Genomic DNA, 20,568 nt, shown 5'->3' with positions numbered 1-20,568 from the left:
AGAGCCTGACCATGAACGCATTGCCCCGCGCCTTTAACGCCCTGGATCGCCTCGGTACCTGGAGCGCCGACCTGCCCCTGCGCCTGTTCCTGGCCTGGGAGTTCTTCGAATCGGGTATCGAGAAATTCAACGGCGCCAACTGGTTCACTGATCTGCAAGCGAGTTTTCCCTTCCCGTTCAACCTATTGCCAGCCAATGTGAACTGGCAGCTCTCGCTGTGGGCTGAATTGATCTGCCCGCTGTTGCTGCTGCTCGGCCTGGGCACGCGCCTGGCCTCGGCCGTGCTGATGGTGGTGACAGTAGTGGCTATCGCCGCGGTGCACTGGCCGGCGCAGTGGTCGAGCCTGGCCGAGCTTGCCCAGGGCTATGCGATTACCAACCAGGGCTACGGCAACTTCAAGCTGCCGGTCATCTATCTGGTGGCCTTGCTGCCACTGTTGCTCAAAGGGGCCGGCCGCCTGAGCCTGGATCACTGGCTGCGCGGCCGGTTCCAGCCAATGAGCGTCAGAGCACCCGTCTGATCAATGGCTCGAGGCGGCTGTAGCGCAGCCGCCGCAGCAGCTTGAGCACTTCGCGCGGGTGTTCGCCGGCCTCGCCCAGCTCCTCGGCCGACGACAGCCGGGGGGCGTGCCGACGGATCCTTTCGAGTTCGGCCTCACGGGGGGCGAGCCACTGTCCCTGGGGGTCATCGATCAATAGGCCGTTCTCAAGGTCCAGATTGAACCCACGGGGATTGAGGTTGTTGCCGGTGAGCAAGCTGTAGCGTTCGTCGATCCACACGCCCTTGGCATGGAAGGTGTGCCCCGGATCGTTCCAGATCCGCACCTGCAGCTGGCCGCTGGCAATGGCGGCCTGGCGCCGATGGGCGAAGGCGCGCAGGTTGTCCTCGTACAGATAGGGCAAGGCGGCGCTGGCGGTGAAGGGTTGCCCGGGGGCGACGTAGAAATCGTTGGCGGTTCGGTGACCGATGATCATCTCCACCGTCACCCCACGGGCCAGCGCCCGGTCGATCTCGGCGATCAGTACACGGGGCGGGTTGAAGTACGGTGTGCTGAGCACGATCTGCGAACGCGCAGCCGCAAGCAGCGCGCACACGCTGCGGTTGAGCGGATTGCCTCGGCCGATGCCCAACAGAGGGATCACCCGCAGCCCTTCCCGGGCCGGAGCCACGGGCAGGTCGTAGGCCATGTGCCTCAAACGCGCTCGCAGCCGGCGAATCGCACCACGCAGGCGTTTGGTCGTCGGCGGTGCAGGCAAGTCCAGGCGCGGTGTCGCGGTACTTGCCAGTATTTGCCGCACCAGGCCGGCCATGGCGTCAGCCAACCCGGCATTGTGGAACAGGTGGTATCGATCCAGCCGGTAGCGGTCGAAGCGGTGTAGGTAGACGTTGTTCAGGCTCGCCCCGGTGTACAGCACCTGGTCATCGATGATGCTGCCTTTGAGGTGCAGCACGCCGAACAGCTCGCGGGTCTGTACCGGCACACCATGGATGACCACATCAAGGCCTCGGCGTTGACGCTGGGCCTGGTACCACGCCGCGTTGCCCGGTTGCCGGCCCGCCCCCAGCAAGCCGCGTCGGGCCCGGAACCAGTCGACGACGACGAGAACCTCCAGCGCTGGTCGTGCCGCCTTGGCCTGGTACAAGGCGTCGAGCACTTCTTGGCCGGCCTCGTCCTCTTGCAAGTACAGGGCGACGATGACAATACGTTGAGTGGCGCTGGCAATCAGCTCAAGCAAGCGAGTGCGGTAGCTCGCCGCATCGGGCAACACCTCGATGGCACCGGGGGCCAGGGCGAAGCCTTCCTGGGGTACCGGCACGGATTTACGGTTCAAGCGGTCGTCTCCTGTGCAAAAGGGGCTCCGGGTCGTGGGCATTCCGGCCCCTTGTCATCCGGGTGTACTATCGGGCCGGCCACGGCATAGAACAACAAGAATTCCTCAAGGCTGGTTTTTTCTTATAGCCCGGAAACAACGACGCCTCAGCTTGCACAGGTAAATCGCACATGGTCCAGCCCTGCTCTGCGCAGCCTGCCTCCCCCCTCCCCCCACCCAGGACGTTCGGCTTTCTGGTACAACCCAACTTCACCACCATCGGCCTGGCCTCGGCGGTCGAGACCCTGCGCATGGCCAACCTGGCCGCCTGCCGCCCGTTGTTTCGCACCGTAGTCGTCGCCGCCACGCCGGAACCTGTGACCGCCAGCAACGGCATGCGCGTGCTGCCTGACCATGGCATCGCCGACGCACCCGCATTGGATGCCCTGTTCGTGGTAGGTGCCAACCCCATTGCCAACGACCGTGACAGCCGCCGGCTGATCGACTGGTTGCGACAACTCGCCCGCCAGCGGGTACCCCTGGGTGGAATTTGCACGGGCAGCTACCTGCTGGCACGGGCGCAGCTGCTCAAAGGCTACCGCTGCACCATCCACTGGGAAGACATCGAAGCGCTCAAGGAGCGTTTCCCCGGCATCGTCATCTCCAACCAACTGTACGAGCTCGATCGCGACCGCTACACCTGTTCCGGCGGCGTGGCCGCCATGGACATGATGTTGCAATTGGTCGCCCGCCTGCCCGATGGCCAAGCCATCGCCGCCAAGGCGGCCGAGCTGTTGCTGTGCGACCGGGTGCGTGGTGAGCGTGACCGCCAGCGGGTTCCGCTGCGCACCCGCCTCGGCAATGCGCAACCCAAGCTAAGCCAGGTGGTGGCGATCATGGAAGCCAACCTGGAAGAACCCCTGGGGCTGGAAGAGCTGGCAACCCTCAACGAGGTGACGGTGCGCCAACTGGAGCGGCTGTTTCACAAGTACCTGCAGCGCACCCCCAGCCAGTACTACCTGGAGCTACGTCTGTCACGGGCGCGGGAGATGCTGCTGCGCAGCGACGCCCAGGTGCGGGAAATCGCCCTGGCCTGTGGCTTTACCTCGCCTGCGCATTTTTCCAAGAGCTACAGCCGGTTCTTTGGCCTGTCACCGCTCGGAGAGCGGCGACAGGCGTCGTTGCACTGACGGGTTGCTAACGAAGGTAGGGTTCACCTCGAACAAGGTTTCCCGGCGGCACCTGGCACCGGCTCCGCCGATGTTCGCAGGTGAACCCCGCTCCCACAGGTTCTGGATTGCTCGCAAACACCCGTCCTACCGGTTGGGAGCGCTGGGCGCTCTGCGCAGTCAATCCTGCAACGCACGATGCGCCGTTTCCCGGCAGGCCAGCATAGCCACCAGTGCCACCACCGCAGCGACCAGCAGGTAGCCCGCCGGGGCCAGCTTGTTGCCAGTGACCTGGATCAGCCAGGTGGCAATGAACGGCGCGGTGCCACCGAACAGCGCGTTGGCGATGTTGAAGCTCAAGGCAAACCCGCTGAAACGCACACGTGTGGGAAAAATCTCCGCCAGCAAGCAGGGCAAGGTGCCGTCGTTCATCGCCAGCATCGCACCGAACAGGATCTGGATCGCCAGGATCACCAACAGCGGCTGATGATCGAGCAAACTGAACAGCGGCACCGTCAGCCCCAGAAACAGCAGCGAGGCGACCACCAGCATGGGCTTGCGACCAAAGCGGTCCGACAAGCGCCCCATCAGGAAGATCAACCCGATGTAAGTTGCCAGCGACACCGTCGAGGCAATGAACGAGTCGCGCTCGCTCATGCCCATTTCGTTGGACAGGTATGTGGGCATGTAGCTGAGCAGCAGGTAGAAGGCCACCGCATTCAGGCAGGTCACGCCAATGCCGATCAGCACACTGCGCCGGTGCAGGGTCAGCAATTCGCGCAGCGGTGTGGCGCCCGCGCAGCCCTTGCTTTCCAGGCGCTGCTCCATCTCCAGGAATTTGGGCGTGTCCTGCAGACTCATGCGGATATAGCGCCCCACCAGGCCGAACGGTGCAGCCAGCAAAAATGGCAGGCGCCACCCCCAGCTGTGCAAGGCCTCGGTGCTGAGCAGCGCATGCAAGGCGGCGACGAACGCGGCGCCGAACAGCAACCCGGCGGCAGTGCTGGCCGGCACGATGCTGGTGTACAGCCCGCGACGGCCTGCTGGCGCGTATTCGGCCAGAAACGCCGAGGCCCCGGCATACTCGCCGGAGGCGGAAAAACCCTGCACCAGGCGAATCAGCAGCAAAAGGCACGGTGCCCACACGCCGATCTGCGCATGACTGGGCAATATGCCGATGCAGAACGTCGACACCGACATGATCAGGATCGACCACGACAGCGCGTTGCGCCGCCCATGGCGGTCACCGAAATGTCCCCAGACCACCCCGCCCAACGGCCGGACGATGAAGGACAGGGCAAACACTGCAAAGGTGGCCAGCAGGCCAGTGGTCTTGTCGGCATCGGGGAAGAACGTGGCGGCAATGATGGTGGCTAGGTAGCCATAGGCGGCATAGTCGAACCATTCGACGAAGTTGCCCATGAAGCTGGCTCGCGCGGCCTTGCGCAGCGCCTGGCGTTCGGCGTCCTGTGCCGGGAGGTCAAGGTGACGGGCGCTCATGGTGATCATCGCGCACCTCCCAGGGCGGGCAGCAAACGAGATTTCGGCACAACGGAATGACGCTGGGACATGACGGATACCCTCTGTTCTTGTAATTGGCGGCAGGGTCGAGCGGTCACTGGCGGGAAGGTCGCGGGCAGGCCCGCGACCGTGCCCGAGGGTCACTTGCGGATGATGTTGTGCTCCGGCCCGTACGGGAAATGGGTAATGTTCTCGGCACCGTGCTCGTTGACGATCAGGATGTCGTGCTCACGGTAGCCACCCGCGCCGGGGTGCCCTTCGGGCAGCATGATCATCGGCTCGATCGACACCACCATGCCTGGCTCGAGGACGGTGTCGATGTCCTCGCGCAGCTCCAGCCCCGCTTCGCGCCCGTAGTAATGGCTCAGGGTGCCGAAGGAATGGCCGTAACCGAAGGTGCGGTACTGCAGCAGGTCATGACGAAGGAAAATCTCGTTCAGCTCGCGGGCGATGTCGCAGCAGCGGATGCCGGGGCGCACCAGCTTCAGGCCCGCTTCGTGCACCTCGACGTTGGCTTGCCACAGGCGCAGGTACTCGTCCGGACAGTGGTCGAGGAACAAGGTGCGCTCAAGCGCGGTGTAGTAACCGGCGATCATCGGGAAGCAGTTGAGGCTGAGGATCTCGCCCTTGCTCACCGTGCGGCTGGTGACCGGGTTGTGGGCACCATCGGTGTTGAGCCCGGACTGGAACCAGGTCCAGGTGTCCATCAGCTCGGCGTCAGGGAAGCTGCGGGCGATCTCGCGCACCATTGCCTGGGTGGCATGCAGCGCCACTTCGTACTCAGGCACCTGATCGCGCAAGGCCTCGACCACTGCCGCGCCACCGATATCGGCGATACGCGCGCCCTGACGGATCAACGCCTGCTCTGCGGCGGACTTGATCATGCGCATACGCATGCAAGGCGCGCCGATGTCGACCAACTCGGCCTTGGGATAGCAGGCAGCGAGCTTGGCATGATTCTGTAGGTTGAGATGGTCATGCTCCACGCCGATGCGCGAGGCCAGCGGCAGGGCCTGCTGGATGGCGACGAAGAAGTTGTCGCGCTGCCAGTCGGTGTAGACGATGTTGTCGGTGCCGACCGTCCGCCGCCAGGGTTGGCCGCCATCGATGTTGGCGCTGATCGAGACCACCTTGTCCTGGGTGACCACCAGCGCATAGGGGCGCCCGAACGAGCAGTAGAGGAAGTCGCTGTAGTAGTTGACGTTGTGGTACGAGGTGAAAATCGCCGCCTCGATGTCATGCTCGGCCATGTAGGCGCGCAGGCGGGCTTGGCGGGCAGCGTATTCCTGGGCGCAGAACGTGGGTTTGGCCTTCTCGCCATTGTGGATCTTCAGGGTCTTGGGCATTTGCATGGTGGGTTTCCTTGTCGTTATGGGCATGCTGTTCAGGCCGGTTGCCTGGGATGCATTGCAGCAGAACGATCAAGGGCGCTTTTGTATCTATCCGACCTGAAATTGGCGAAACGGCCACCGCCCCTTGGCGGCCTTTTTGCGGATCACCTAGACACAAGGCCGCCCCACAGGCACAGCGCAATGGCGTGCGCAGCACCTGTGGGGCGGCCATGTATCGCGATAGGGGGCGCACAGGCCCCTCAAGCCACGGTCACTTCAAGTCGAACCTATCGAGCTCCATCACCTTGACCCAGGCAGCGACGAAGTCCTTGACGAACTTGTCCTGGCCATCACTGCTGCCATAGACCTCCGACAAGGCCCGCAACTGGGCGTGGGAGCCAAACACCAGGTCGACGCGGGTACCGGTCCACTTCACCTGGCCAGTCTTGCGGTCGCGACCTTCGAAGGTTTCGTTGTCCGCCGAGGTCGGCTTCCACTCCACGCTCATGTCCAGCAGGTTGCGGAAGAAGTCGTTGGACAGCACACCGGGCTTGTCGGTAAAGACCCCGTGTCGGCTGCCACCGACATTGGCGCCCAGTACCCGCAGGCCGCCGATCAGCACGGTCATCTGCGGTGCGGTGAGGGTCAGCAACTGGGCTTTGTCCAGCAACAGTTTTTCGGCCTTGACGCTGTAGCGGGCTTTGGTGAAGTTGCGGAAACCGTCGGCCAAGGGCTCGAGCACACCGAACGACTCGACATCGGTCTGCTCCTGGGAGGCGTCCATGCGTCCAGGCCTGAACGGCACATTGACTGTGTGCCCACCGTCCCTGGCAGCTTTTTCCACCGCGGCGCAGCCCGCCAGCACGATCAAATCGGCCAGGGAAACCTTCTTGCCCGAGGCGTTGAACTCACTCTGGATCTTCTCCAGCGCCTTGAGCACTTTGTCCAATTGTTCAGGCTGGTTGGCTGCCCAGAACTTCTGCGGCGCCAGGCGCAGGCGGCCGCCGTTGGCACCACCGCGCTTGTCCGAACCCCGGAAGGTCGAGGCCGAGGCCCAAGCGGTGGAGACCAGTTCGCCGACGCTCAGGCCCGAGGCCAACACCTTGGCTTTGAGGGCGGCGATGTCTTGATCGTCGATCAGCGGGTGGTCCACCGGCGGGATCGGGTCCTGCCAGAGCAGCACCTCCTGGGGCATTTCCGGGCCCAGGTAGCGTGACAGCGGGCCCATGTCCCGGTGGATCAGTTTGTACCAGGCACGGGCGAAGGCATCAGCCAACTGGTCGGGGTTGTCCTTGAAACGCCGGGCGATCGGTTCGTAGATCGGGTCGAAACGCAGGGCCAGGTCGGAGGTGAGCATGGCCGGCGCGTGACGCTTGGAAGGATCGTGGGCATCGGGGATCTGTCCTGCCCCGGCGCCGTTCTTCGGCCGCCACTGGTGGGCACCGGCCGGGCTCTTGGTCAGTTCCCAGTCGAAGTTGAACAAGTTCTCCAGGTACTCGTTGCTCCACTTGGTCGGGGTAGACGTCCAGGTCACTTCCAGGCCACTGGTGATGGTGTCGCCGCCCTTGCCGGTACCGAACTTGTTCTGCCAGCCCAGACCTTGCAGCTCAAGGCCTGCGGCTTCTGGCTCAGGGCCTACGTTGTCGGCGGGGCCGGCGCCGTGGGTCTTGCCGAAGGCATGTCCGCCGGCGATCAGGGCCACGGTTTCCTCATCGTTCATGGCCATGCGCCCGAAGGTCTCGCGAATGTCCTTGCCCGAGGCCACAGGGTCGGGATTGGCGTCCGGGCCTTCCGGGTTCACGTAGATCAGCCCCATCTGCACGGCAGCCAGCGGGTTCTCCAGGTTACGCTCCCCTCCCAGGGTGCGGCTTTCTTCTTCACCGTGCTTCTGCGGCTCGGCCACCAGGTCGCCCTGGCCTGGGGCTTGGGCCTTGCCATAGCGCGTGTCGCCTCCCAACCAGACCTTCTCGGAGCCCCAGTAAACGTCTTCGTCCGGCTCCCATACGTCTGCGCGCCCGCCGGAGAAACCGAAGGTCTTGAAGCCCATGGATTCGAGGGCGACGTTGCCGGTGAGCACGATCAAGTCGGCCCAGGAGATCTTGTTGCCGTATTTTTGCTTGATGGGCCAGAGCAGGCGCCGGGCCTTGTCCAGGCTGACGTTGTCCGGCCAGCTGTTGAGCGGCGCGAAACGTTGCTGGCCAGAGCCTGCGCCGCCGCGACCATCGCCGATGCGGTAGGTACCGGCACTGTGCCAGGCCATGCGGATGAACAGCGGGCCATAGTGGCCGAAGTCGGCGGGCCACCAGTCCTGGGAGTCAGTCATCAAGGCGTGCAGGTCCTGCTTGAGGGCCTGGAAGTCGAGGCTCTTGAACGCTTTGGCGTAGTCGAAACCGGGATCCATCGGGTCGGACTTGGCAGAATGCTGGTGGAGGATCTTCAGGTTCAGCTGGTCCGGCCACCAGTCACGGTTGCTGGTGCCACCACCCGCGGTTTGATGAAACGGGCATTTCGATTCGTTCGACATCTGCGTGTACCTTTGGGTCGGTTGTCCAGATTTCCCGGTCTAGGCCAGGTGTTCGATCGGCTGAGCACGCAAGCTCATGCGCCCCCTCATCAGGTCGCGTCGGCGAAAGCCCGACACAGGCTCGTCAACGGCGGAAAAAGCAGGCGCCCCGAGGGGTATCCCTGCCCACGCCCACCCGCCGTTGTCACGGGGCAGAATGAAGACTAGCCGAGCGGCGGCAGGTTTCTAATAGAGTGGCTATGTGGGGGTAATAGGCTGGGACTTTCGGGGGCCGAGGTTCACTTGCCGCGCTGCATCCAGGCTGCGCCCAACCCACTCAGGCAGATGATGGCGATGCCCACCAGGCTGCTGGTTTCAGGTACCTGGCTGAAAATCACCAGCCCCAACAGCCCTGCGAAGACGATCTGACAGTAGCTGAACGGCGCCAGCAAGGCTGGGGCGGCGAAGCGGAAGGCCTGGGTCAGCAGCAGATGGGCGGTCATGCCGCAGCCGCCCAAGGCCAGCATCAGCAAGGCGTGATTCCAGTGCGGCAGTTGCCAGAAGAACGGCACCAGGGCACTGAGCACCAGGGTGTTGCACAGCCCGGCGTAAAAGTTGCTGGTGGTCGGGGAGTCATAGGCGGACAGCTTGCGGGTCAGCAATTGATAGAAGCAAAAACCCAGTGCCGAGCCCAGGGGGAAGAGGATCGCCGGCGTGAACATCGCCCCGCCCGGATGCACAACCACCAGCACGCCGATAAAGCCCATCACCACCGCCACCCATTGGCCGAGGGAGACACGCTCCTTTAGCAGTGGTGCCGAGAGCGCAGTGACCAGCACCGGAGCCAGGAAATTGACCGACGTCGCCTCGGCCAGCGGCAGATACTGCAAGCCTGCAGTGAACAGCAGGCTGGTGCTCAGCAGACTCAGGGCTCGCAGGGTCTGCAGCAGCGGCCGGCGGGTTCGCAGTACTGCCATGCCGGCTTTGGGCAGGAAGATCCCCGCCATCAGCAGGGTGTGCACCAGATAGCGCGCCCACACCACCATGACGATCGGGTACAAGCCACCGAGGAACTTCGACAGCGCATCGTGACTGGCGAACAGGAACGTTGCCACGACCACCAGGGCGATGCCGCGCAGCGGTTGGTTGACTCCGGACAGCGGGGTTCTGGAACTCATGGCGCTCTCGACGGCGCGCGTGGCAGGGCCGGCGCAGGTATGGGCGGATTCTAGAAGAGATGCACCGGGATGAGAAATCGGCGTGCACGGGTTTGTGTTCGCTGATCGACCGGATTTGCCAGTGTGGGTACCGCCTCCACCTCCTCCGGCCGGTTCGTGGGTAAACCCGCTCCTATAGGTATGCGGTGCAATTGAGAGCGACACCGAACCTGTGGGGCGAGTTCACCCGCCAAGCAAGCACCGCCGAGCTTCAGCCTTGCACGGGCACGACACTCCTGAGCCGCTGGCTCGCTGGCGCCGGCTTGCCATACAGGTAGCCCTGGAAATGCGAGCACCCTTCCGCCGCCAGGCGGCGCATCTGTTCAGGCGATTCCACCCCTTCGGCCGTGGTCTTGATCATCAGGCTGTTGGACAGTTCGGTGATGGCGCGAATGATCGACATCGCTTCGCGGCTGTCGCACATGTCATGGACGAACGACTTGTCGATCTTGATCCGGTCGAACGGAAACGAGCGCAAGTACCCGAGCGATGAATATCCCGTGCCGAAATCGTCGAGGGAAATCGACACCCCCAGATCCTTGAGCGCCCGCAGAGTGCGTACGTTTTCCTCGCTGTTGCCCAATAAAACCGACTCGGTGATCTCAAGTTCCAGCCGCTGCGCCGCCAACCCCGAATCGGCCAGGGCCAGGGCCACGGTCTGTACCAGGTTGGCGTTCTTGAACTGCACGGCGGACAGGTTCACCGATACCGTCTGGGTGCCTTCCCACGTGGCGGCTTCCTGGCAGGCCAGATTCAGGGCGCGGGTGCCGATCTCGTGGATCAGCCCGGTTTCCTCGGCGATGGGGATGAAGTCCATGGGCATGACCATGCCACGGGTGGGGTGCTCCCAGCGCAGCAGGGCTTCGTAGCCGGTGACGCTGTTGGTTTGCTGGTCCACCACTGGCTGGTAGTGCAACTGCAACTGCCCCAGGTGCAAGGCGGTGCGCAGGTCGGTCTCCACCAGACGGCGCTGGCGGGCAGCGACATCCATCTCGACGCTGAAGCATTCGTAGCGGTTACGGCCGTTGCGCTTGGCCTCGTACAGGGCCATGTCGGCATAGCTGAGCAGTTGCTCGGCCTGGCCATGATCGTCCGGCGCAAGGGCGATGCCAATGCTCACGCCCACCGAAAACTGATGCCCTTCGATGCGAAACGGCGGGCTGATCGCCTCGATCAGGCGTTGGGCGGTATGGCAAGCGGCCTCGCGGGTATCCAGCCCGGCCAGGACCACGGCGAACTCATCGCCGCCAAGCCGGGCCAGGGTATCGTGCTCGCGCAACTCGCGGCGCAGGCGCTTGCCCAGCGCGCGCAGCAGCTTGTCGCCGAAGGCGTGACCGAGGGAGTCGTTGATGTTCTTGAAGTTATCCAGGTCAAGGCACAGGGTCGCGGTCAACTTGCCGCTGTCCTGGCCGCGGCCCAGCGCCTGCTTGAGCCGCTCGCTGAACAGGGTGCGATTGGGCAAGCCGGTCAACGCATCATGGTGCGCCATGTAGTGGATCTGGGCGTGGGCCGCCAGTTCCTCGGTGGCATCCTCGGCCACGAACAGCACGTAGTCAGCCTGCCCTTCGCGGTTCTGGCTGAGCAACGTCCTGCTGCGCAAGGTGCGCAGGCCGAGCGCTGTGGCCACGCGACTCTCATCGGCATAACCCTTGACACTGCGCGCGCCTCGGGCCAGCTGCTGGGTCAGGTACTGGGCAGCTTCAGGTGCCAGGCACTGCTCGGGCAACTGGCCGACCATGCATGTGCCCTGAGCGCCAAACAGCTGCTCGGCTTGCTGGTTGGCCAGCAGGATGCGCTGGCTGTCGAGGTCCTGGACGATGACACTGGCTGGGATGTTGGCGATCACCGAGTCGAGAAAACGCGACAGGTCGGCCATTTCCTGGCTGTACTGCTCGGCCAACTGCTTGGCCTGGCGCAGCTCGGCCTCCTGGCGCCGGTGCTCGGAGATGTCGCGGGTGGTCTTGGCGAACCCCACCAGTTGCCCTTGGTCGTCGTGCACCGCGTCGATCACCACATGGGCATGGAACGTCGATCCGTCCTTGCGCAGGCGCAGGCCGCTGGCCTCGAAGCGACCGGTGCGCCGGGCCTGCTCGAGGTTCTGCTGCGGCAGCCCCGCAGCACGTTCATCCTCGTGGTAGAACAGCGAGTAATGCTTGCCGACAATCTCCTCGCTCGAATACCCCTTGGCCCGCTGCGCTCCGGGATTCCAGTTGGCCACCCTGCCATCGGGGGTCAATAGGTAGATGGCGTAATCCGCCACACTTTGGATCAACAGCCGGTACATGAGGTCGGGGCTGACTGGCGTCATGATTTACCCTATGGCAGCACGGAACATGCCGGCCTGTCAGGGCCGGATCGAAGTCATCAAGTGCTGGCATTATGCCGTTAGCCGAAAGCGTTTTGTGAAGTGCGTCACAAAAATTTATGGTCAGCTCAGTGGACGGGCGAGACCAGAAAGTTGAGCAGCAGCGGCTCATCGTCCAGGGCGATAGCCCGCCAGGCACGGGGCAAGTCCGCCAGTACAGCGCGACAGAACGCCACTGCAGGCGGGTCTTGGGCGTAGCAGCGCAGCAGCCAGTCTCCTGTACCGCTGCATAGCAGTTGCTGGGCAATGGCCTTGCCGATGCCCTGGCGGCGATAGCGCTTGAGAATGAACAGGTCGGCGAGTTCCGTGGCCGCAAGCCCCGGCAGCTCACTGCGCTCGATCAGCACAAAGCCTGCGATGAAGCCATCGACCAAGATCACGCTGGCACTCCAGCCGGGCGATTGCCAATACCGGACCAGGTGTTCTTCGTGGATATAGAAGCGCCCGTCCACTTCGACGTCTTCGGCTTCCCAGTCGGAGGACTCGTAGGCGTAGAACTGGTAGAGGTTGCGGATCAGCTCGGCCTGGTCGGCGGAGGTCTGGAGCAGTTGGAGGGGGGCGTGCATGGTGTGGCTCGGCGAAAAAGAGGTGGGATTCTAGCGAAGTTCGCGGGGCGCGTTGCGCCCCGGATTCCCCCTGGGAACTGGCGACAGCCTGCGGCGCAAGGCGATGCGGCCCTGGCCATCATCGTTCTTCCAGCACCGCCCTGCCCTTGACCGCTCGCGGCCCTTTCCAGGCCCAGAAGATCAGCCCTGGCAAGGGCACATACACCACGAAGACGACCCATAGCATCTTGCGTTCGGCACGCCGGTCGCTGCCGATGATGTGCCAGATGGCGACGATCTCCAGCAGGATGAGAATGGCCGCGACAATGATCCAGATCGTTCCGATTTCCATGAGCGTTCTCCCGTAAGCATGTACTGCATTGGGCGACGCTCAGGCGCAAGGGTTCAGTCGGATCCGTCAGGCTGGCTCAGGGCGTGGCACGCTCCAGGGCGGCCTTGAGCGCCGTGGCATCGGTGTACACCCGCTGCCCGGCGAGCACCCGGTGATCCAGTTGCAGCCACAGCACCTGCCCCTCCCCGACGCCATAGCGGCTGGCCACCCGTCCCTCGCGGTCGAGCACCACGCGGTAGTTGTAATCGCGCATGGCGGGGATGGCGAACAGCTTGCCGATGATCGCGGGCATGCGCTGGATGTCAGCAAGGAACACAGCATGACGCGCTTGCAGATACCCCTTGGGTTGCTCGGCCAAGGCGGCCTTGACGAGCTTTGCGCCATCCATGTCGCGTGCCACCAGCAGGATGCGGGTGTCGGTATCGAGGCTGTAGGGCTGGTCGTATTGATCGAGCAGCGTCCAGGGTGCGAGCGTGTCGCCCGACTCCAGCGCCTGGGCCAGCAGTGGGAGCAGGCTCAGCAGCAATGCGGCGGCGTATTTCATCGGGGATTGTCCTCGAGGCGGTGGCTCAGCATAGCCCAGTGACCCTGCGCCCGCCATGCGTGCTCCGGTTGTCTTTCCCGCAGACTCCCAGCACACTCATCCGGCCAGCCAGGAAGCGGAGTCAGCAGTGTCCACGCCACGCCAGTTCAGCCAGAAAACCAGCACCAGCAACATGTTGAGGCTCAAGTCCACTGCCGGTAACGGCCAGATGCCCTATCGGGTCGACTTCGTCCTGCTCGAACACTTCTCCATGGCCAGCTTCACCGTGGCGATGGATGTGCTGGTGACGGCCAATCTGCTGCGCGCCGACAGCTTCCGTTTCACGCCGCTCTCGCCCAAGGGCGACCGGGTGCTGAGCGACCTGGGCCTAGAGCTGGTGGCCAGCGAACTGAACGCCGCCAGCCTCAAGGAGCTGGACCTGCTGGTGATCTGTGGCGGCTTGCGCACGCCGCTCAAGTACCCCGAACTCGACCGCATGCTCAGTGACTGCGCCGCCCATGGCATGGCGCTGGGCGGGCTGTGGAACGGCGCGTGGTTCCTCGGTCGCGCTGGCGTGCTCGACGACTACGGCTGCAGCATTCATCCAGAGCAGCGCGCCAGCCTTGCCGAGCGCAGCCCGCAAACCCGCCTGACACCGGCCAGCTTCACGCTCGACCGTGACCGCCTGACCGCCGCCAGCCCCAACGGCGCGATGGAATTGATGCTCGGCCTGGTCCGACGCCTGTATGGTGATGCGCTGGCCGAAGGGGTCGAGGAAATTCTCTCGTTCTCCGGCGCCCGCTATCGCCAGGTCGGGCCGGGGGCGAAGAAGTCCATGAGCCTGCATCTGCGCACCATCGTCGAACTGATGGAGAACAACCTTGAGGAAACCCTGAGCCTCGACCAGCTGGCCGCCTACAGCGGACGCTCGCGGCGCCAGATCGACCGCCTGTTCCAGGCGCAGCTCGGCACCTCGCCACGGCGCTACTACATGGAACTGCGCATCACCAAGAGCCGCCGCCTGCTGCAGTACTCCGACCTGTCAGTGATGGAAGTGGCGGTGGCCTGCGGCTTTGTCTCGGTGTCGCACTTCAGCAAGTGCTATGCGGCGTACTTCGGGTATCCACCCTCGCGCGAGCAACGGCTGGGCGAATGAGTTTCTGGGGCTGCTTTGCAGCCCCGAAGGCATGAATCAAGCGCGGATGTAGCGCAGCACCGCGTCACAGATCATCTGCTTGTGGCGCTGCTTGATCTGCTCGTCGGAGAGGTCGATCTGGAAGATCTCACTGAAGGTGTGGCGATTGGATACCCGGTAGAAACAGAACGAGCTCATCAGCATGTGCAGGTCGATCACCTCGATACCGGCGCGGAACACGCCCTCCTCCACGCCCCGGCGCAAGGTGCGGCCCAACGCTTCAAGCACCAGACTGCTCATCTCGCGGATGACCGGCGATTGCTTGACGTACTCGCCGTAGTGGATGTTCTCGGTGCAGACGATGCGCACGAAATCCACGTTATGGTCGTGGTGGTCGAAGGTGAACTCCACCAGCCGCTCGATGGCCTGCACGGCCGGTAGAGACTCCAGGTCCAGGCTGTGCTCGGTCTTGCGGATATCGCCGTAGAGTTTGACCAGGCACTCGACGTACAGCTGCTCCTTGCTGCCGAAGTAGTAGTAGATCATGCGCTTGGAGGTGGCGGTGCGCTCGGCGATGGCGTCGACCCGCGCCCCGGCCAGACCTTGCTGGACGAACTCGTGAATGGCGGCCTGGAGGATATCCTCGCGGGTTTTTTCGGGGTTGTTCTTGCGCGACTTGCGCGGCCCTTCGATCTCAGGCTGGCCGAGATTGACTACCGAATCACTCATACCCACTCGCAGGCTGTTGTTTTCAATGGGGTGGGATTATCCGCGAGCGGGACGATGCAGGGAAGCGTGGTGTTGGTCGGGTGGTCAGGTTTGGGGGCCCTACCTGGTCTGGTGGGCCCTTGTCGAAGCACCGCAACCCAGAGTCATCACAGGACCGGTTTGCGCCCTGCCCCGCTGCGCGCCTTGGCCAGCGCCGCCAGGCGCACCGCCACGTTGGCCGCGCCGTACCCTGCGTAATCTCCCTTGCGCTGCAGGACCTCGAAGAAGAACCGCCCCTCGAACGGCTCGGTGTACACGTGGAACAGCTCCCCGCCCTGGGCATCGCGGTCATAGAGCACGTTGTAGTACGCCAGTTCGCTCAAGAACTCGTCGTCGAAGTCGAAGCGCGCCGCCAGGTCGTCATAGTAGTTCAGCGGGATTTCCAGCAGCGGCACGCCGGCTTCCTTGGCCCGGGCCACCTCGGCAAAGATGTCGTCGCAGGCAAAGGCGATGTGGTGCACGCCCGAGCCACGGTAGCTCGAAAGCGCGTGGGCGATGGCGGTGTTGCGGTTTTCCGAGATGTTCAGCGGCAGCCGAAGCGTGGCGCAGGCGCTACGCAGGGCGCGGCTCTTGACCAGACCATAGGGGTCGGGCAACACCACCTCGTCGTCGGCGGCAAAATCGAACAGGCTCTTATAGAACAGCACCCAGCTGTCCAGCGACTCGGCCGGCAGCGCCAGGGCCATGTGGTCGATGCGCTGCAGGCCGCCACTGGGAATGGCCTGCGGGTCGAGGCGAAAATCACTGTCATAGATCGTCTGGCCCTCGCCCGCCTGCTCCACCAGATAGATCAGGCTGCCGTCGGGGGCGCGCACAGCGGGGATCTCCCGCTCGTTGGGGCCGACCAATCCACGGAACGGTTGCCCTCGGTAAGCGGTCGCCCGCCCCAGGGCAGCCTGGCCGTCGGTGACGCGCAGCGCCGTGGCACACAGCGATGGGCCATGGGCCTCGAAGAAGTTGTGGGCGAAGGAATAGGGTTCGGCATTGAGCACGATATTGATCTCGCCCTGGCGCAGCAGGCGCACGTCCTTGCTGCGGTGCTGTCCGCTTTCGGCAAAGCCCAGGCGCTTGAGCCATGCGCCCAACTGCGCTCCGGTGGCCTCGTCCACCGCGAACTCGAGAAACTCAACGCCCTCGTAGCCGCTGGCCGGCGGCGGGTCGAACAACACGCCCGGCTCCACGGTGTGGGCTTGCTGGGCGAGCCGCACGCGGGTCTGCTCCTCCAAGTAAAGCAACGAGCGCAGGCCATCGGCGGCGTTCTGCCGGGGCGGGGCGGCGCGGAAACCGTCGTTGAAGATCTCCAGCGACAGTGGGCCGCGGTACCCCGTGGCCAGAATCGGGGCGAGAAAACCCGCCAGATCCATCTCACCCTGGCCAGGGAAGCAGCGGAAATGCCGGCTCCACTCCAGCACATCCATGGCCAGGATCGGGGCATCGGCCATCTGCACGAAGAAGATCTTCTCGCCAGGGATCTGGTGGATGCCACTCGGATCGCCCTTGAGCGACAGGGTGTGGAAGCTGTCGAGGATCACCCCCAGGGCCGGATGATCGGCCTGGCGCACCAAGTTCCATACCTGCTGGTAGGTATTGACGTGACGCCCCCACGCCAACGCTTCATAGCCAATGCGCAGCCCGCGCTGGCCGGCACGCTCGGCGAGCAGGCGCAGATCGTCCACCAGCAGCTGCTCATCGCCCAGGGCGTCGGCCTGGACGTTGCTGCACACCAGCACCAGGTCGGTGCCCAACTCCTGCATCAGGTCGAACTTGCGCTCGGCGCGGTCGAGGTTTTTCTGCAGGCGCTCGCGTCGGCAGCCCTCGAAGTCGCGAAACGGCTGGAACAGCGTGATCGCCAGGCCCAGATCGCGGCACAACTGACGGACTTCACGGGGGCTGCCGGCGTAATACAGAAGATCGTTCTCGAAGATCTCGACGCCGTCGAAGCCGGCAGCGGCAATGGCTTCGAGCTTTTCCGGCAATGTACCGCTCAAGGACACGGTGGCAATCGAACGCTGCATGGGGGAGTTCCTTGTTATTGGCGCGCCCCCCGAAGGTTGCGCGGGCTGACGGTCACAGGCCCGTGGGAGCCTGGCACGATCGATTATTCGCAGGTAAAGTCAGCCCCGCAATGCGTTTTGTACGAAACAGTTAGTTTTTGTTCGATTACCGAACAAAAGCGGTTTTGGCGAATTGATTCAGGTCTGCCCCTGGACAACCATGAATCCCCAGCAACGGCCCCTGCCCCCACGTTCAGCAGGTGTCGTGCTGACAGGCCCAGCGTCACGGCATAATAAATTCAATAACCGGGTACCGACCTATGCACACTTCCCTCGCCCTGCGACCCGCACCTGCTTGTTCGTCCCATCGGCATCAGTCATCGACTGATCACTCCTGAACAGCCTCCCGCTGACCTACAAGAACACCGGAGAAAACGATGGCCCACTCCAACTCCCAAGCCAAGAAAGCGACCGCCAGCGGGTGGATCGGCTCGGCACTCGAGTACTACGACTTCTTCATCTATGCCCAGGCTGCGGCACTGATCTTTCCGCAGATCTTCTTCCCCTCCACCGACCCGAAAATGGCCATCATCGCCTCGCTGGCGACCTACGGGGTCGGCTACCTGGCCCGCCCGCTGGGCGCCTTCGTACTCGGCCATTGGGGCGATACCCGCGGTCGCAAGAACGTCTTGTTGCTGTGCATGTTCCTGATGGGGCTGTCGACCATGGCCGTCGGCCTGCTGCCGACCTACCACGACATCGGCCTGCTGGCCCCGGCCCTTTTGGTGGTGCTGCGCCTGGTCCAAGGCTTCGCGGTGGCCGGCGAGATCTCCGGCGCCAGCTCGATGATCATGGAGCACGCCCCGTTCGGGCGGCGTGGCTACTACGCCAGTTACACCCTGCAAGGCGTGCAGGCCGGCCAGGTGATGGCAGCGGCGGTGTTCCTGCCGCTGGCTTATTTCATGCCTAGCGAGGCCTTCAATGAATGGGGCTGGCGTATCCCGTTCCTGATGAGCGCGCTGGTGCTGGTGGCCGGCTATTTCATCCGCAAGGAAGTCCACGAGACCCCGGCCTTCGTGCAGGAAGAACAGCAGGACAAAGTCGCCAAGTCGCCGATCAGTGAAGCCTTCCGACACAGCTGGAAATGCATGGTGCTGGTGGCCTTCATGGCGTTGATGAACGTGATTCCGGTGGTGGCAACCATCTTCGGCGCAGCCTACGCGGTACAACCGGCCTATGGCATCGGCTTCGACAAGAGCGTGTACCTGTGGATCCCGGTGGTGGGCAATATCGTCGCGGTGCTGGTGATCCCGTTCGTCGGCAACCTGTCGGACAAGATTGGCCGTCGCCCGACCATGATCGCCGGCTGCCTGGGCTCGGGCCTGCTGGCCTTCGTCTACCTCTATGCGATCAGCATCCAGAACGTGCCGCTGGCCTTTGGCGTGTCGATCCTGATGTGGGGCATGGTCTACCAGGGGTACAACGCGGTATTCCCAAGCTTCTACCCGGAGCTGTTCCAGACCCGCTATCGCGTCTCGGCCATGGCCATTGCGCAAAACATCGGCACCATGCTCACCGCCATGTTGCCCGCGCTGTTCGCCACCGTCGCCCCGCCCGGCTCGGACAACATTCCGCTGGTGGTCGGTAGCCTGGCGTTCTTCATCACCTGCCTGTGCGCCCTCGCCGCCTACATCGCGCCGGAAACCCACCGTCTGGCCATGGAAGACCTGGGCAACCCACAGGCCAGGCCCATGGACAAAGGCGCCTATGAAGCCAGCCGCAAAAGCAGTTTCCAGGCGGTGAGCCGCTGACACACACCCTGTGAGAGCGGCCTGAGCCGCGCAAAAAGCCCGCTCCCGCAGGGCCCATGCTGACCTTGTGGGAACGGGGTTCATAGAGGCTGCTGTCAGCCGTTGACGATGGTCTGAAGCCTCGCCCACAACTGCTCCACATGCGCCCGCTCGGTCGGTAGCGCCCCCACCGACACCCGCACCATCCAGCGCCCCTCCAGGGTCGCCGGGGTCACGTAGGCATCGCCGGAGCCATTGAGCCGATCCGCCCAGGCCCGGGTATGGGCATCCAACGCCTCCCCCTCCAGCCCCGGCGGGCAGTGACGAATGCACAACGTCTGCAGCTGCACCGGCGCCAACAACTGCCAGTGCGGTGCGGCCTCGATCTGCTCGGCCAGCCAGCGGGCGTTGTCCAGGTCCCGGCGCAGGCGCTGCTGCAGGGCCTCGACGCCTTCGCTGCGCAACATGAACCACAGCTTCAGCGCACGGAAACGCCGGCCCAGGGGGATACCCCAGTCGCGCAGGTTTTTCACCTGGCCATCGACTGCCGATTGCAGGTAGCTGGGGTTGGTGCTCATCACCCGGATCAGGTGTTGTGGATCACGCACGTAGTAGATCGAACAGTCGAACGCCACACCCAGCCACTTGTGGGCATTGACCACCACCGAGTCGGCCAACTCGATGCCATCCCACATCCAGCGGCACTCGGGCAGGATCATCGCCGAACCAGCCATGGCCGAGTCCACGTGCAGCCACAGCTTGTGCGCCTGAGTGATGGCGCCGATCGCCGCCAGCGGGTCGAGGGCCGTGGTGGCCGTTGTGCCGGTGGTGGCGACCACCGCGCAAGGCTGGTTGCCGGCTGCCAGGTCCTGCTCGATGGCAGCCTGCAGCGCCTCGGAGCGCATGGCGAAGTGTTCGTCGGTGGGGATCAGGCGGATGTTCTGGCGGCCAAAGCCGGCCAGCAGCGCAGCCTTGTCCACCGAGCTGTGGGCGTGGGCGCTGACATACACCACCAACGGTTTGGCCTGGGCCTGCAGGCCGCCGCGCACCAGGGCGTAGTCGGTGGCACGCTCGCGGGCGCAGATCAATGCCACCAGGGTGCTGGTCGAGGCGGTGTCCTGGATTACCCCGCTCCACTGTGCTGACAGCCCGAGCAGCTGGCGCAGCCAGTCCAGGGTGGTTTCCTCCAGTTCGCTCAGGGCCGGGCTCGATTGCCAGGACAGCCCCAGCACGCCCAGCCCGGTGCTGAGAAAATCACCCAGCACCGACGACAAGGTGCCGTTCGACGGGAAGTAGCCATAGAAGTTGGGGTGTTGCCAGTGGGACAGACCCGGCATCAGCAGCTTGTCGACATCGGCGAGTATGGCTTCGAACGGCTCACCTTGTTGTGGCGCCTCGCTGGGCAAGGCGGCCTTGAGGTAGCCAGGGTCGACCTGGGCCATGACCGGTCGCTCGGCGACGCTTTGGCGGTAGTCGGCGATCAGGTCGATCAATTGGTGGCCGTATTGGCGAAAGTCTTCCGGGTTCACGCGCAATCTCCTTG

The 20,568-nt window shown here is 64.0% G+C and carries 16 protein-coding genes; 4 read left to right on the top strand and 12 right to left on the bottom strand.

Annotated elements, in window-relative coordinates:
• Positions 1-11 precede the first annotated feature (11 nt).
• Positions 12-521 (top strand): DoxX family protein, encoded by a 510-nt coding sequence (locus AB1N67_RS10425; protein ID WP_102082331.1) that lies wholly within the window; start codon positions 12-14, stop codon positions 519-521.
• Here AB1N67_RS10425 and pssA read toward each other — a convergent pair.
• A complete protein-coding gene (gene pssA, locus AB1N67_RS10420) occupies positions 505-1,833 on the bottom strand; it encodes a CDP-diacylglycerol--serine O-phosphatidyltransferase (protein WP_232095235.1) in 1,329 nt (442 codons plus the stop codon). The genes AB1N67_RS10425 and pssA overlap by 17 nt on opposite strands.
• A 170-nt stretch (positions 1,834-2,003) precedes the next feature.
• On the opposite strand from pssA, the gene AB1N67_RS10415 reads away from it, so the two are divergent.
• Positions 2,004-3,002 carry a GlxA family transcriptional regulator gene (locus tag AB1N67_RS10415; protein WP_253132681.1) on the top strand — a complete coding sequence of 333 codons (999 nt, stop codon included), beginning with the start codon at positions 2,004-2,006 and terminating at the stop codon, positions 3,000-3,002.
• Between the two features lie 159 nt (positions 3,003-3,161).
• On the opposite strand, the gene AB1N67_RS10410 is transcribed toward AB1N67_RS10415, so the two are convergent.
• The 8 genes from AB1N67_RS10410 to AB1N67_RS10375 all read right to left on the bottom strand — a co-directional run bounded on the left by AB1N67_RS10410 (position 3,162) and on the right by AB1N67_RS10375 (position 13,359).
• Positions 3,162-4,490, bottom strand: coding sequence for an MFS transporter (locus AB1N67_RS10410; protein ID WP_090342229.1), 1,329 nt, complete (start codon positions 4,488-4,490; stop codon positions 3,162-3,164).
• A gap of 152 nt (positions 4,491-4,642) precedes the next feature.
• Positions 4,643-5,854, bottom strand: coding sequence for a M24 family metallopeptidase (locus AB1N67_RS10405; RefSeq protein WP_043213695.1), 1,212 nt, complete (start codon positions 5,852-5,854; stop codon positions 4,643-4,645).
• 250 nt (positions 5,855-6,104) lie between these two features.
• Positions 6,105-8,357: a catalase/peroxidase HPI gene (katG, locus tag AB1N67_RS10400; protein ID WP_043213697.1), complete on the bottom strand. Its 2,253-nt coding sequence runs from the start codon at positions 8,355-8,357 to the stop codon at positions 6,105-6,107.
• 278 nt (positions 8,358-8,635) lie between these two features.
• Positions 8,636-9,514 (bottom strand): DMT family transporter, encoded by an 879-nt coding sequence (locus AB1N67_RS10395; RefSeq protein ID WP_043213699.1) that lies wholly within the window; start codon positions 9,512-9,514, stop codon positions 8,636-8,638.
• Between the two features lie 250 nt (positions 9,515-9,764).
• On the bottom strand, positions 9,765-11,861 hold the full coding sequence (locus AB1N67_RS10390; protein WP_253132677.1) for an EAL domain-containing protein: 2,097 nt from the start codon (positions 11,859-11,861) through the stop codon (positions 9,765-9,767).
• 125 nt (positions 11,862-11,986) lie between these two features.
• Positions 11,987-12,484 carry a GNAT family N-acetyltransferase gene (locus AB1N67_RS10385; RefSeq protein WP_090342220.1) on the bottom strand — a complete coding sequence of 166 codons (498 nt, stop codon included), beginning with the start codon at positions 12,482-12,484 and terminating at the stop codon, positions 11,987-11,989.
• A gap of 118 nt (positions 12,485-12,602) precedes the next feature.
• Positions 12,603-12,815 carry a PLDc N-terminal domain-containing protein gene (locus tag AB1N67_RS10380; RefSeq protein ID WP_043213707.1) on the bottom strand — a complete coding sequence of 71 codons (213 nt, stop codon included), beginning with the start codon at positions 12,813-12,815 and terminating at the stop codon, positions 12,603-12,605.
• Between the two features lie 76 nt (positions 12,816-12,891).
• On the bottom strand, positions 12,892-13,359 hold the full coding sequence (locus AB1N67_RS10375; RefSeq protein WP_043213709.1) for a hypothetical protein: 468 nt from the start codon (positions 13,357-13,359) through the stop codon (positions 12,892-12,894).
• A gap of 127 nt (positions 13,360-13,486) precedes the next feature.
• Between AB1N67_RS10375 and AB1N67_RS10370 the strand changes: the two genes are divergently transcribed.
• On the top strand, positions 13,487-14,494 hold the full coding sequence (locus AB1N67_RS10370; protein WP_043213714.1) for a GlxA family transcriptional regulator: 1,008 nt from the start codon (positions 13,487-13,489) through the stop codon (positions 14,492-14,494).
• Positions 14,495-14,530: 36 nt separating this feature from the next.
• On the opposite strand, the gene AB1N67_RS10365 is transcribed toward AB1N67_RS10370, so the two are convergent.
• Both AB1N67_RS10365 and quiC read right to left on the bottom strand, forming a co-directional pair.
• Entirely contained in the window at positions 14,531-15,202 is a 672-nt protein-coding gene (locus AB1N67_RS10365; RefSeq protein WP_043213716.1) for a TetR/AcrR family transcriptional regulator, read from the bottom strand.
• A gap of 146 nt (positions 15,203-15,348) precedes the next feature.
• Positions 15,349-17,256, bottom strand: a complete 1,908-nt coding sequence (gene quiC, locus AB1N67_RS10360) for a 3-dehydroshikimate dehydratase QuiC (RefSeq protein ID WP_090342211.1) — start codon at positions 17,254-17,256, stop codon at positions 15,349-15,351.
• 416 nt (positions 17,257-17,672) lie between these two features.
• On the opposite strand from quiC, the gene AB1N67_RS10355 reads away from it, so the two are divergent.
• Positions 17,673-19,046: an MFS transporter gene (locus AB1N67_RS10355; RefSeq protein WP_070575361.1), complete on the top strand. Its 1,374-nt coding sequence runs from the start codon at positions 17,673-17,675 to the stop codon at positions 19,044-19,046.
• A 95-nt stretch (positions 19,047-19,141) separates the two neighbouring features.
• On the opposite strand, the gene AB1N67_RS10350 is transcribed toward AB1N67_RS10355, so the two are convergent.
• Positions 19,142-20,554, bottom strand: a complete 1,413-nt coding sequence (locus AB1N67_RS10350) for a DOPA decarboxylase (protein WP_367863780.1) — start codon at positions 20,552-20,554, stop codon at positions 19,142-19,144.
• Positions 20,555-20,568: the final 14 nt, after the last annotated feature.

The sequence above is a fragment of the Pseudomonas guariconensis genome, assembly GCF_040822035.1.
In the GTDB taxonomy this organism is placed as follows: domain Bacteria; phylum Pseudomonadota; class Gammaproteobacteria; order Pseudomonadales; family Pseudomonadaceae; genus Aquipseudomonas; species Aquipseudomonas guariconensis.
Note: the sequence above shows the minus strand (reverse complement) of the source record. Positions and strands in the feature narration are given on the sequence as shown.

Bases quoted from the DNA above. Each gene is read 5' to 3' on its own strand.
- katG (WP_043213697.1), bottom strand. From the start codon at position 8,357: ATGTCGAACGAATCGAAATGCCCGTTTCATCAAACCGCGGGTGGTGGC.
- AB1N67_RS10385 (WP_090342220.1), bottom strand. From the start codon at position 12,484: ATGCACGCCCCCCTCCAACTGCTCCAGACCTCCGCCGACCAGGCCGAG.
- AB1N67_RS10365 (WP_043213716.1), bottom strand. From the start codon at position 15,202: ATGAGTGATTCGGTAGTCAATCTCGGCCAGCCTGAGATCGAAGGGCCG.
- AB1N67_RS10380 (WP_043213707.1), bottom strand. From the start codon at position 12,815: ATGGAAATCGGAACGATCTGGATCATTGTCGCGGCCATTCTCATCCTG.
- AB1N67_RS10410 (WP_090342229.1), bottom strand. From the start codon at position 4,490: ATGATCACCATGAGCGCCCGTCACCTTGACCTCCCGGCACAGGACGCC.
- AB1N67_RS10375 (WP_043213709.1), bottom strand. From the start codon at position 13,359: ATGAAATACGCCGCCGCATTGCTGCTGAGCCTGCTCCCACTGCTGGCC.
- AB1N67_RS10425 (WP_102082331.1), top strand. From the start codon at position 12: ATGAACGCATTGCCCCGCGCCTTTAACGCCCTGGATCGCCTCGGTACC.
- AB1N67_RS10405 (WP_043213695.1), bottom strand. From the start codon at position 5,854: ATGCAAATGCCCAAGACCCTGAAGATCCACAATGGCGAGAAGGCCAAA.
- AB1N67_RS10415 (WP_253132681.1), top strand. From the start codon at position 2,004: ATGGTCCAGCCCTGCTCTGCGCAGCCTGCCTCCCCCCTCCCCCCACCC.
- AB1N67_RS10390 (WP_253132677.1), bottom strand. From the start codon at position 11,861: ATGACGCCAGTCAGCCCCGACCTCATGTACCGGCTGTTGATCCAAAGT.
- AB1N67_RS10395 (WP_043213699.1), bottom strand. From the start codon at position 9,514: ATGAGTTCCAGAACCCCGCTGTCCGGAGTCAACCAACCGCTGCGCGGC.
- quiC (WP_090342211.1), bottom strand. From the start codon at position 17,256: ATGCAGCGTTCGATTGCCACCGTGTCCTTGAGCGGTACATTGCCGGAA.
- AB1N67_RS10355 (WP_070575361.1), top strand. From the start codon at position 17,673: ATGGCCCACTCCAACTCCCAAGCCAAGAAAGCGACCGCCAGCGGGTGG.